Source organism: Flavobacterium sp. MFBS3-15 (assembly GCF_026107645.2).
Classification (GTDB): Bacteria; Bacteroidota; Bacteroidia; order Flavobacteriales; family Flavobacteriaceae; genus Flavobacterium.
Genome location: NZ_JAPCHV010000010.1, coordinates 23,957 through 35,995, shown reverse-complemented (window position 1 = coordinate 35,995; position 12,039 = coordinate 23,957). Strand labels below are relative to the sequence as shown.

The 12,039-nt window shown below is 46.5% G+C and carries 10 protein-coding genes; 6 read left to right on the top strand and 4 right to left on the bottom strand.

What is annotated here, in order from left to right; translation table 11 throughout:
- Positions 1–22 precede the first annotated feature (22 nt).
- On the bottom strand, positions 23–1,720 hold the full coding sequence (locus OGH69_RS10205) for a DUF6029 family protein (protein ID WP_265174365.1): 1,698 nt from the start codon (positions 1,718–1,720) through the stop codon (positions 23–25).
- A 4-nt stretch (positions 1,721–1,724) separates the two neighbouring features.
- The gene (locus tag OGH69_RS10200) at positions 1,725–2,201 is read right to left on the bottom strand and encodes a TlpA family protein disulfide reductase (protein WP_265174364.1); all 477 of its coding nucleotides are present in this window, start codon (positions 2,199–2,201) and stop codon (positions 1,725–1,727) included.
- A 288-nt stretch (positions 2,202–2,489) separates the two neighbouring features.
- On the opposite strand from OGH69_RS10200, the gene OGH69_RS10195 reads away from it, so the two are divergent.
- From OGH69_RS10195 to OGH69_RS10185, 3 genes are all read left to right on the top strand, one after another.
- Entirely contained in the window at positions 2,490–4,028 is a 1,539-nt protein-coding gene (locus OGH69_RS10195; RefSeq protein WP_265174363.1) for a T9SS type A sorting domain-containing protein, read from the top strand.
- A 98-nt stretch (positions 4,029–4,126) separates the two neighbouring features.
- On the top strand, positions 4,127–4,861 hold the full coding sequence (locus OGH69_RS10190; RefSeq protein WP_265174362.1) for a T9SS type A sorting domain-containing protein: 735 nt from the start codon (positions 4,127–4,129) through the stop codon (positions 4,859–4,861).
- A 32-nt stretch (positions 4,862–4,893) separates the two neighbouring features.
- Entirely contained in the window at positions 4,894–5,943 is a 1,050-nt protein-coding gene (locus OGH69_RS10185) for an Omp28-related outer membrane protein (RefSeq protein WP_265174361.1), read from the top strand.
- 56 nt (positions 5,944–5,999) lie between these two features.
- On the opposite strand, the gene rsmG is transcribed toward OGH69_RS10185, so the two are convergent.
- On the bottom strand, positions 6,000–6,629 hold the full coding sequence (gene rsmG / locus OGH69_RS10180; protein ID WP_265174360.1) for a 16S rRNA (guanine(527)-N(7))-methyltransferase RsmG: 630 nt from the start codon (positions 6,627–6,629) through the stop codon (positions 6,000–6,002).
- Positions 6,630–6,733: 104 nt separating this feature from the next.
- Here rsmG and OGH69_RS10175 point away from each other — a divergent pair, with 104 nt between their 5' ends.
- From OGH69_RS10175 to purT, 3 genes are read left to right on the top strand one after another with little or no spacing between them, the layout of a single operon-like run.
- Positions 6,734–7,828, top strand: coding sequence for a fatty acid desaturase family protein (locus OGH69_RS10175; protein WP_265174359.1), 1,095 nt, complete (start codon positions 6,734–6,736; stop codon positions 7,826–7,828).
- 27 nt (positions 7,829–7,855) lie between these two features.
- Entirely contained in the window at positions 7,856–9,040 is a 1,185-nt protein-coding gene (locus tag OGH69_RS10170; RefSeq protein WP_265174358.1) for a pyridoxal phosphate-dependent aminotransferase, read from the top strand.
- 55 nt (positions 9,041–9,095) lie between these two features.
- Entirely contained in the window at positions 9,096–10,262 is a 1,167-nt protein-coding gene (gene purT / locus OGH69_RS10165; RefSeq protein WP_265174357.1) for a formate-dependent phosphoribosylglycinamide formyltransferase, read from the top strand.
- A gap of 63 nt (positions 10,263–10,325) precedes the next feature.
- Here purT and OGH69_RS10160 read toward each other — a convergent pair whose 3' ends face one another.
- Complete coding sequence (locus OGH69_RS10160; RefSeq protein ID WP_265174356.1) at positions 10,326–11,954, bottom strand: hypothetical protein; 1,629 nt, start codon at positions 11,952–11,954, stop codon at positions 10,326–10,328.
- Positions 11,955–12,039: the final 85 nt, after the last annotated feature.

Sequence of the window (12,039 nt, the reverse complement as noted above, 5' to 3'; positions counted from 1 at the left end):
TGGTTTAAGAAAGAAAATTCAATTAGAACGCCGTACTCAACTGCAACGATAACCCTGTACTTTCCGGCACGAAGCGGCATACACCGCCCACACACACAAGGCCGCCTCGCTGACGCCCATAGTTGAGCGCCACACGGGTTGCCCCTATACGGTAAGCCCCGCCTACATTATAGTAATGTATGCGCCTGTTTTCGTCATCATTGCCATAATTCATGATGTCCCATACGTAAAATGAGTATTTATCATTCAGGTTGAGTTCCACAGTACCGCCGGCCCAGTTTTTAAAATCGGCATCGGCCCACATATGCTCTCCTTCCACGCGAATGGATTTGGAAGGCGTAAAATTGTAGGTCGCCTCAGCAATAAGAATGTTGGTATTCACCTCCTCGCCGCCCTGCAGCCATTCTTTGTTGTAGTATTGTTTGATGTAGCTGAATGCCGTATGCCAGCTTTCAGACAGTTGTTTTTTCACTTCGATGTTATAATCGGAAAAATACTTTTGGCCTACGCCAAAGAAATTGTCATCGTATTGCGCAGGATTGAACCTGTATGACCCGGGAAGGTTATACCAGCTGGACAGGTTTACGGCCAGCTTGGTTCCGTATTTCCCGCCAAGCGCAGTCTCTTTTGCAAAATCATAAAAGATGTCGATCTGTCCGCCGGTCTCCCCTGCCATCATGATAGTGGGGTCTACAAAGCTTACCCTGCTCTGCGCCTGGTACACATAAATATTGGCCAGGTTGGAGTGGTGTTGCTTGGTAAGTGCAGGAGTATAGTTAAGCACCTTATCATTAAAGTTAAGGCTGGTTGAAATGCCGTCTCCGGCGCTGGTAGGTGTCCTTTCCGAAAGGAAGCCCATATTTTCCATGCGGCGCAGGGTCGCATCGATGCCCAGGCCTTCTTTGGAATAGCCAAAGTTGAGCAGCACCGCATTGCCCGGCTTTACAAAGTCATAATTCAGTGTATTGAGTGCATTCAGCAGGACATCCTCCTGCTTGTAGTTATATTCGCCGGATATGTAGAATGAATCATGAATGAAGTTGAACCTTCCGGCAAAAGCATTGGTAAGCTCATCTACAGGCGGATTGGGCATATCTATCTTTTCGTACCGCCCTACATAGCTGGCGCCAATGGAAAGGTCCGACATTTCAAACCCGAACAATGAGCTGACATTAAAGTCCGAATCAAACCCATACACATCGCCATGTGCCACATCAAAGCCGGAACGCTGGCGGCCGTACAGCGCCGTAAGCCTTACATTATCCGAAGGGCGGAACAGTATCCTTCCCCCGCGAAGGGCCGTATTGATGCCAAGCGCCCTGTCTTCCCATGCACGCAAAAGCAAGCCACTGCCAAATTGCTCGTAGAAATAACCGGCAGTAGCCTCGAACTTGTTGGTCTTATAACTGGCATAATAGGTAGCAATATCGGTTCCTTTAAAACCCGGATTGTAGTTGAGCAATGCATTAGGCTCATACGACTCTACCTGAACCCCGGCAGTAAACTTGCCAATCTGGTAATTGACCAACAGGTAATTATTGGAACGGATGGGGTCTTCCGGATGGGCAATGCCACGCTCCTTATCATTAAGATACCATTGAGCATTCGACTCGAACCCGCCGAATATCTTTCCGTAGTCCTTTTTTTGAATGGAATCGGTTTCCTGGGCAAACAGACTCCCAACCGACAGGGAAAACAACAGTAGGGATACTTTTTTCATCAAATTACAGCTGCTTCAGTTTGTTATACAGCTCTTTTTCGGCGCCCTGGCTATAACCATTGTGTACATACACCACTTTCTTGTTCTTTACAACCACTGTATAAGGCACATTGGCAATTGCCAAAGCCCTTTTCAGGTCCTGGTTGGTATCAAGCAATATGGTGTAAGGCCATTTTTTGCCATTGAGCAATGGCTTGACACGTTTTTGGGTACGCGTATCGTCTATAGAAACTGCCACAACCTCCATGTTAAGCTCTTTTGACCACTGCGCATAATGCTCATTGATGGCATCAAGCTCATTCAGGCACGGAACGCACCATGTGGCCCAAAAAGTAAAAACATACAGCTTATCCTTTTCGGCAAAGTCATTTTTTACATTAAAGCTTTTATTCTTATCCGATTTCAGCGTTACGTTAGGCATCTCTTTTTGCGCATAAACAGAGGCTGACAGAAACAGAAATAATACCAGTATTTTTTTCATGGGTGTGTAGTTAAATTGTCTTAAAAATAGTTGCGTGGCAATATTATAAAAATTTTAACTTGTGAAGACTAATTTTAAGGAAAATTATAAGCCTATAGGGGTAGTAGAATTATAAAAATCACAAAGTTAACCCCTAAAACATAGTTTTTATAACACATTTCGTACTCAAACATTAATTATCATCTCTTTTTTAAACATTTTATTGTATTTTTTTTTGCATAACAATTTTTTTACATAATTTTCGGCTCTGTTACAACGGGATAACTAAAACTATTAAACTTGAATTACATGAAAAAAACTCTACTTTTAAGCATGCTTTTAGCAGGAGGCCTTGCTGCTTCCGCTCAGGTTGCAGGGGATGACCAGCCTTTGGCAAACGGCACAGTAGTTCCGGACTTTACTGCTCCTGACCTTAATAACAATATGCATTCGCTATACGCAAATTACCTTAATGCCGGTAAAAGTGTTGTTATCGATTTTTCTGCTACATGGTGCTCTCCTTGCTGGCAGTACCACAAGAGCCATGCCCTTGCCGATTTTTATGAAGCATATGGGCCGGCAGGTTCTAATGAAGCAATGGTGATTTTTGTTGAGGGCGACGTTCCAAACACTACTACTGCCAACCTTTACGGTGAAAATGGCCCAATTGCCCCAAGCCAGGGAGACTGGGTTACAGGAACACCTTACCCAATAATAGAAGACACACAGGCGCTTGGACTTGGTAACGCCAATAAATTTGACGTGGAATACTTCCCTACCATGTACATCATTTGCCAGGGCACAAAGACGTCAATCAGCGCAGACCAGATGACACCAGCCCAAATAAGGAATGCTATGGGCAACTGCCAGACACTTACAGGTATTCCTAACCACGGAAGGATAGACCAGTCAACCGCTGCACTGAAATTCTGCGAAAGCGGACAGTCTGCCCTGCTTCAGGCCAAGCTTAAAAACTTCGGAAACAATGTTATTACCAATGCTGTTGTAGTGCTGAAAAAAGACGGTGAGGTTATAGACACAAAGACTTTTACTAATTCACTGGCACAGTTTGGAACAGCTGCCAACATCAACTTCCCTAACACTGTGTTCACTGCAGGATCAAATTATACGCTTGAGCTTGTGTCAATCAACGGTGTTGCGCAAACCAACCCGGAACTTACAACGGTTCCAGTACAGTTTACGATTGCTGCTGAAACAGAAAACACAGTTGAAGTAAGGGTTTATACCGACTTTTACCCAGCAGAGAACGGCTGGGAACTTAAGGACGCTGCCGGCAACGTACTTGCTTCAGGCGGACCTTACCAGGCCGGTAACGAAGACCAGTGGGGCGGTGGCGGCGAAGATGCCAATACCATTAAGTCGCACATGGTTACACTTACAAATACAAATCCTGAATGTGTGACTGTAGTACTTAACGACGTTGGCACTTTTGATGACGGGTGGGGAGCTGTGCCCGCAGGTGCGGAAGCCCCCGGTATCGAGATCTATTCTAACGGCCAGCTTATATTCCAGCGCAGGAACGTAGGGAATTTTGGCGATCAACTGTCTACAACTAAAGCGTTCAGGGCAATGGGCACACTTGGCAATGAAGAAATCGCAAACAATACTTTTGCAATGTACCCTAACCCTACAACAGGCATCCTTAACTTTTCAACTCAGGAGCCTGTAGATGTTACCGTAGTTGACCTTACAGGCAAAACCGTATTTACTGCAAAAGGCATCGAGAACGGAGGCAATGTTAACCTTGGTTCACTGCAAAGCGGCATGTATGTAGCTAAAATAAAAGGGCTTACTACTGAAAAGATCGAGAAAATTGTAATTGAGTAATCACTCAAATGCTTAATAAAAACAAATGCTATCGGGGATAAGAAATTATACCCGGTAGCTTTTTACTTAAAAACTACTACTCTTTTAACAAAAAAATCATGAAGAAAATTATTTTAATGGCCGGGTTATTTTTATGCGGGATTGTACAGGCACAAATAAGCGTTACGGGAAATAACAATCAACCGATTACAAACGGTTATGTATATACAACCAACACGCTTGCACAGCAGGGAAAACTCAACCTGCACGTAACCAATACTTCCGAGAACCCTATTAATTTGAAGCTCAGGGTCGAATCAATGTCCGGTACCGATGGGCAGGATGTGCAGTTTTGCTTTGGCAGCCAGTGTTTTTTCACTATCAGCAACGGAAAAGTAGTGCCTACGAACCAGGGACCTGACGGAATGACTATCCAACCCGGAGAGTCGAATGGCAATGACGACCATTTTTGGAATTTTAACCCGGGTACAGGCGGCAATATAGAAGTTGTGCTCGCTTTTGTACAGTTTGATGATGCCGGAGTCCAAATAGGCGAGCCATTAGTGAGCTTTACCTTTATTTACAGCGCAACAGCAGGCACATCTGACTTCAACGCGCTTCAAAACATGGGCATCACAGTCGGCAATACAATCGTAAACAATACGTTAGAACTTACAGCCACCCAAAGCGCGAAAATGGAAGTATACAACATGGCCGGCCAGCTTGTAAAAACTGCGGCTGTTAAAGAAGGAACTTTCTCGGCAGACCTTTCTTCGCTTAGCGCTGCGGTTTACATCGCAAGGTTTACCAATGAAGAAAACAAGACATCCCAGATAAGGATCGTTAAAAACTAAAACACTTTTACCTTTAAGGTAATGAAATGAGAATGAAAAAGAATTTTATCCTGCTTTTGCTTACCGTAGTAGCCCTTTCAGGCTGCAGTACCGATTATGAACTGCTGAAATCCATTGACGGCGTCATCCTTACCGCCGACAGTTCCATAAAAGCTTTAGGGGAAACCGTGACTTTTACCGTTAAGGACAACACCGGTGCCGACCTGACCGGGGAGGCTGCCATATATGTGGATGGCGAGCAGATTGAAGGCAACACCCTGACATCGGATCAGGTGGGCAGCTTTGAAGTTACAGCCGAGTACATAGGGGTAGAATCGCTGCCGCTGGAAGTACGTTTCCACGATGGTTCAGAAACCAACTTTGTGAAGCGTGTACTCATTGAAGACTATACCGGCACATGGTGTGGCTACTGCCCGCGTGTGGCGTTCGGCATTGAGCAGGCTAAATCGCAAAGCGACAAGATTGTAGCGGTGGCCATACACAGGCCAAGCTCTAATCCTTCGAGCCCCGTGTATGACCCCTATAACTATGACACTACCGAACTTGAAAATACCCTCGGCGCAGAAGGCTATCCTAAAGGCTTCCTGAACAGGAAAACACAATGGAATTTCCCTGAGCCTGAAAACCTTGCGCAGGTAATTGGCCTTACGCAGGGTAACAATCCTAAAATGGGGCTTGCCATGAATACTGCAGTTAATGGCAATACCATAAACCTGGATGTTAATGTAAAATTTGCAGGCGATTTCAGCAACCTTAAGCTGGTTGTTTATGTATTGGAAAACGGGCTTGTTTATGAGCAGCACAACTATACCACATATTATGATGGCGTAGATGTCCTTGAAGACTTTGACCACAACCATGTTCTCAGGGCGGTGCTTACACCGCTTTTGGGCGAAGCCATCAGCAGCAACGAAACGGTACTGAACAATGTTTTCACACGTTCATTCAGCGTGCCGGTACCCGCGAATGTTGCCAATGCAGCCAACATTGAATTTGTGGCTTTTGTTGTTGACGCGCAGGGCAATGCCATCAACGTAAGGCAGGCCGGGCTGAACGCAACACAGGAGTTTGAGGAGATGTAAAAGATTCGTTCTATAGAAAAAAACTGAAGCCCTGCAACTATGCGGGGCTTCTGCTTTTATCCTTTATACTTCAGCGGGAGGTGTACCACTTTTTTCGTTTCGAAAAATTCATCTTTAAAATAATCGGACAGGTTGTAGAGTGTTGCCTTTGGAAAATCCCGGAGCTCTTCGGACAGGTCGCCGCCCTTCAGGTAGAGGATGCCATTGGCCAGCTCGTGATCCTGCTTCTTTTTCACTTTAAGCTTCACCCATTTTACAAAGTCGGGCATATTGGTCACAGCACGGCTCACAATAAAATCGAATTCCTCCTTTACATTTTCAGCGCGCATTTGCTCTGCCCTTACATTCTGCAGGGCTAACGCATTGGCCACTTCCTGCACCACCTTTATCTTTTTGGCAATGACATCAATGAGGTAAAATTTTGTTTCCGGAAATAAAATGGCAAGCGGTATGCCCGGAAATCCCCCGCCGGTACCCACGTCAAGCACAGTGGCGCCGGGACGAAATTCCATTACCCTGGCAATGCCCAGCGAATGCAAAACATGCCTTGTATATAGCTCTTCAATATCTTTCCTCGAAATTACATTGATCTTTGCATTCCACTCTTCATACAGCGCTGAAAGTTTTTCAAATTGCTGCACCTGTAATTCAGTAAGATTCGGGAATTGCCTGATAATTTCCTCCATTATTTTAATTTTCGCAAAAGTAATCAATTGCTGTGATATTTATCACTTAGTTTGGTTTGAGCATTGATTATGACTACCTTTGAAACCTAAGATAAATCATTTTCATGAACATTACCCCTCCCGTTTTTTCTAAAAACGACTCAATAAAATTTTTCCGTACGCTCAACAAACGCGTTAACGACTACTTTAAGGACAACAACATAAAGAAGACAGGCAACTGGCAGCTGCACCTCAAGGCCGGTATAATGTTCTCGCTTTTCTTTGCGCCATACTTCCTCATCCTGACACTGGACATACCTGTGTGGGCACAGCTGCTGCTCACGATCGTGATGGGCATAGGCATGGCCGGGATTGGCATGAACGTAATGCACGATGGCAACCACGGTTCCTATTCCTCAAAATCCTGGTTAAACAAGATAATGGGCGGCAGCCTTTACATACTTGCCGGCAATGTGAACAACTGGCAGATACAGCACAACGTGCTGCACCATACCTACACCAACATCCATGGGCATGACGAAGACCTGGATGCAGGGCGCGTGATACGCTTTACACAGACCGCAAAATGGAGAAGGTTCCACAAGTTCCAGCACTATTATTCGGTGTTCCTGTATGGATTATTAACGTTCAACTGGGCGATTACTACCGATATCAAACAAATGAGGCGCTACATTAAAAGGGGATTATCATACGGCAAATTCCAAAGCCCTATCCAGCAATGGACCATTTTGGTTGTAACCAAAATGATCTATGCCACAGTTTGGCTTGTAGTCCCAATGCTTTTGGGCATTACATGGTGGAAAGTGCTCATCGGCTTTTTCGTGATGCACTATGTAGCCGGGCTTATATTGAGCATCGTTTTCCAGCTGGCTCACGTTGTAGAGGAGACGGACAATCCGCTGCCTGATGAAAACGGCGAAATGGAAAACACATGGGCCATACACCAGCTATACACAACAGCTAATTTTGCCCCAAAGAACAAGATCATCAACTGGTTTACCGGTGGCCTTAACCACCAGATAGAACACCACATTTTCCCGAACATCAGCCATATCCATTACGGCAAGATTGCTGAAATAGTGAAGACTACGGCCAAAGAACACAACCTGCCCTATCATGAGTTCAGGACCATGAGGGAAGCGGTAGCCGCACACTTCAGGCACTTAAAAGAGCTGGGCATGAAACCGGCCATGAATTAATACTAACCCGATCATTAAACAACACACATGAACGCGCTTTCAGACAGGATCAACAACCTATCCACTTCGCAAACCCTTGCCATGGCTGCCAAGGCCAGGGAACTAAAAGCCCAGGGAAAAGACATTATCAGCCTTAGCCTTGGCGAACCGGATTTCAATACGCCCGATTTCATTAAAGAAGCCGCCATACAGGCCATTCATGACAATTACAGCACCTATTCGCCAGTAGAAGGCTATGCTGAACTGAAAGAGGCGATTTGCAGGAAATTCAAACGCGACAACAATCTTGACTACAAGCCTTCGCAAATAGTAGTATCTACAGGAGCGAAGCAATCATTATATAACATTGCCCAGGTAATGCTGAACGATGGTGACGAAGTGATACTGCCTGCACCCTATTGGGTAAGCTATTTCGAGATCATCAAACTTTCAGGTGGTGTGCCGGTAGAAGTGCCGACATCTGTTGACAACGATTTCAAGATAACACCCGGGCAGCTGGAAGCCGCCATTACCCCAAAAACAAAAATGATGTGGTTCAGCTCGCCTTGCAACCCAAGCGGATCGGTTTACAGCCGGGAGGAGCTTACCACACTGGGCAAGGTACTCGACAAGCATCCAAATATTTATATTGTATCCGATGAGATCTACGAACACATCAATTTTTCGGGGACATTTTGCAGCATCGGGTCGATTCCCGGCCTTTTTGAGAGGACCATTACCGTAAATGGCGTAGCGAAAGCCTTTGCCATGACCGGCTGGAGAATAGGTTACATAGGCGCACCGGAATTCATTGCCAAAGCCTGTACCAAAATGCAGGGGCAGATAACCAGCGGTGCCAATAGCATTGCGCAGCGCGCTACCATAACTGCCGTAGATGCCGACCCATCGGTACTAAAGGATATGGTGGCCGCCTTCCACAGCAGGAGGGACCTGGTAGTAGGCTTGCTGAAAGAAATACCGGGTGTAAAGATCAACGTGCCGGAAGGAGCTTTCTACGTGTTCCCTGACGTATCTTCCTTCTTCGGGAAAACACTGAAAGGTGTAACCATAAACAATGCCGACGACCTGAGCATGTACCTGTTGGAACATGCCAACGTAGCCACGGTAACAGGCGATGCCTTCGGGAACCCCAATTGCATCCGTTTCTCTTACGCCACATCCGAGGCACTGCTCACTGAAGCTCTGAAAAGAATAAAAGAAGCGCTTGCTTAACTCATACTGCCCCAAAATTTTGGGGCTTTTTTTATATATACCAAACAACAACACAATGCAAAAAAAGATTTTACTCCTCGGCAGCGGGGAACTGGGAAAGGAATTCGTGATTGCGGCACAGCGCATCGGGCAAAAGGTTATTGCCGTTGACAGCTATGAAGGCGCGCCTGCCATGCAGGTAGCACACGGATTTGAAGTCATAAATATGCTTGACGGCGCTGCGCTGGATGCCGTTGTTGCCAAACATCGTCCCGACTTCATAGTCCCCGAAATTGAGGCCATACGCACCGAGCGTTTTTACGATTATGAAAAGCAGGGCATTACCGTTGTACCATCGGCAAAGGCGGCCAACTATACCATGAACCGCAAGGCAATCCGCGACCTGGCCGCTAAAGACCTTGGCCTGCGTACCGCCAACTACCGCTATGCCACCTCGGCCGAAGAGCTGCAAAAGGCAGTCGCCGAAGTAGGCATTCCCTGCGTGGTAAAGCCGTTGATGTCTTCATCAGGCAAAGGGCAAAGCACTATTAAGGCCGAAGCCGACATCGAAAAGGCCTGGAATTATGCCGTTGAAGGTTCGCGTGGCGATGTTGTGGAGGTGATTGTAGAGGCCTTTGTAAAATTCAACTCAGAAATCACACTGCTTACCGTGACACAAAACAATGCCCCTACTCTCTTCTGCGCGCCGATAGGCCACAGGCAGGAACGCGGCGACTACCAGGAAAGCTGGCAGCCTGCATACGTATCTGACAAGGACATTGCCGAGGCACAGGACATGGCGCGGAAGGTAACCGAAGCGCTGGGCGGTGCCGGATTGTTTGGCGTGGAATTCTTCCTGGCTGATGAAGGCGTGTATTTCTCCGAGCTGTCGCCACGTCCGCACGATACCGGCATGGTGACATTGGCCGGAACGCAGAACTTTAATGAGTTTGAGCTGCACCTGCGTGCGGTACTAAGCCTTCCCATAGCCGAAATCACTTTGGAAAAAGCCGGGGCAAGCGCGGTGATACTGGCATCGGAAAACAGCGACAGCCCTACCTTTTCAGGCATTGAAAAAATAGCCGCACTGCCGCAAACCGACTTCAGGCTGTTTGGCAAACCCACATCGCGCCCCTACCGACGGATGGGCGTGGCATTGGTAAATGCCCCACTTGATTCCAATATCGAAGAAGTTGTTGAGAAAGCCAAAGCGGCAGCAGCATTGGTTACTGTGAACAAGTAACATCTATACAAACTAAAGAAAAATGCCCGGAAAAAACCGGGCATTTACTGTATACAGAAGCTATTACTTTTTGTTTCCTATCGCAAGGTTATCAAACGTAGACACGTCAATCACCTCTTCATTGTCGGTATCAAAAGAGATACGAATGCTGTCTCCCGCCGCAGTAACCGGCAGCTCATTAGAGAGCTGCGATGAACCGATGAAGATCTTTGGAGAGCTGTCTACCGTAAAATAATAGAAGCTGTTGCCGTTCTTGATGTCGCTATGGATGCGCTGTACCACCGTGTTTAATGTCTTTCGGTTGTCGGCAGCATCAGGGTTAATCCTGTTCCCGGCCATATTAAACACGTTCTTGTAGGACATCAGCGTTTCGCGCATCGTGTTGCCAACACCTACAATGGTATAGTCGCCAATGGCTACCATGGCATACATCTTCACGAGGCCTCCGCCATCTTTCAGTGTCATTACATAGGTTGGGATCCCGTTGATGTTATAGGGAACGGGCAACGAAGCACGATAACCTTTCTCCTGCACTTTCCCTTCGGCTGAGCGCTGTGCGGCATATTCGGTAGCACCGCTCTGATTGTACATCGTGGCCTCTTTTGTACGTGTATCGACCAAAACAAAGCCCACTGCCGATTCTTCCTTACCTACCGACGATACGCCCGTGTACCAGTACGACCTGCCGTCATCGCCATATACAAGCGTGAGGTCTTCGGTAATCATGAGCTTATTTTCGTTCGAGAAGTTCCAGTAGCCGTGCACGTATTCGCCCCAGTCGGAAAGCTGGTCAATCACGAACGATATCGGTTGGATACGCTCCACCCATTTGGGTGCATCGGCAATGGAATATTCCTTAATGTCACCGGTTTGAGCATCAAGAAGTACTACGCCTGTAGCATCGTTTCCGCCAAAACCAACCTTTTTGGAGTATTTTGTGACTACCCAATAAGGTTTGCCGGTATCGTCTATCTCGAAACTGTAATCGTCGAGGGGTGTGGTGGCATATCCTCCGAAATAAAGTTTGCGTTTGGTATAGCTGCCAAAGAAGGCGCCCGGCTGGTATTTTATTTTAAGGTCTTTGCCGTTAAGCTGTTGTACCAGTTTCACGTCGCGCTCGTTGGTCGCCGAAACCATCACATACCCTTCCGTGCCTTCCGAATTATTAAGCCACTTGAAGAAGCCCGAATGCAGCAGCGGTGCAACCCAATACAGGTCGTTGCCCACTTTTTGGATGAAGAACTCTCCCAACTCCGACTTACTTCCCAGCGCGGGATCGGAACCTAAAATTTTCTCGCCCAGAAGGTGTGCCAGTTCCTCATCTACCACCCTTGCCTTGTTGATAGATATAGGTGCAATATGGTTGGCTATTTCTTTGCCTGTATGCACCTTGCCTATCATCTCACGATATGCCCGGGCATGGAACATCGGCGCGCTTACAATCAGCGGCAGCAAAGTGATATAAAAAATCAAAAGGCCACCAATGGCAAACAGGGCTTTGTGCAGGCCGGTGAAATTCGTAACCAGTTTTTTTCCAGAAGCGGCAAAGCCTGTAAGAATGATGTAAAAAATAATCAGGGCGATCAGGATAAGGGCAAAGCCCGTAAATCCGTAACTGATCACCGGCAGCCCAAGGTAAAAGAACAGTAAGCCGATAATCGCGATAATAAGAGCAGCAGCAAATTTATTCATGATGTTTTTGTGTTTAGGGTATTAGTCGTGTGGTTGAGGGTAAAGTTACGATAATAGTATTATTTTTGTCAAAACAACTAACGTA

Bases quoted from the DNA above. Each gene is read 5' to 3' on its own strand.
- OGH69_RS10205 (WP_265174365.1), bottom strand. From the start codon at position 1,720: ATGAAAAAAGTATCCCTACTGTTGTTTTCCCTGTCGGTTGGGAGTCTG.
- OGH69_RS10200 (WP_265174364.1), bottom strand. From the start codon at position 2,201: ATGAAAAAAATACTGGTATTATTTCTGTTTCTGTCAGCCTCTGTTTAT.
- OGH69_RS10195 (WP_265174363.1), top strand. From the start codon at position 2,490: ATGAAAAAAACTCTACTTTTAAGCATGCTTTTAGCAGGAGGCCTTGCT.
- OGH69_RS10190 (WP_265174362.1), top strand. From the start codon at position 4,127: ATGAAGAAAATTATTTTAATGGCCGGGTTATTTTTATGCGGGATTGTA.
- OGH69_RS10185 (WP_265174361.1), top strand. From the start codon at position 4,894: ATGAAAAAGAATTTTATCCTGCTTTTGCTTACCGTAGTAGCCCTTTCA.
- rsmG (WP_265174360.1), bottom strand. From the start codon at position 6,629: ATGGAGGAAATTATCAGGCAATTCCCGAATCTTACTGAATTACAGGTG.
- OGH69_RS10175 (WP_265174359.1), top strand. From the start codon at position 6,734: ATGAACATTACCCCTCCCGTTTTTTCTAAAAACGACTCAATAAAATTT.
- OGH69_RS10170 (WP_265174358.1), top strand. From the start codon at position 7,856: ATGAACGCGCTTTCAGACAGGATCAACAACCTATCCACTTCGCAAACC.
- purT (WP_265174357.1), top strand. From the start codon at position 9,096: ATGCAAAAAAAGATTTTACTCCTCGGCAGCGGGGAACTGGGAAAGGAA.
- OGH69_RS10160 (WP_265174356.1), bottom strand. From the start codon at position 11,954: ATGAATAAATTTGCTGCTGCTCTTATTATCGCGATTATCGGCTTACTG.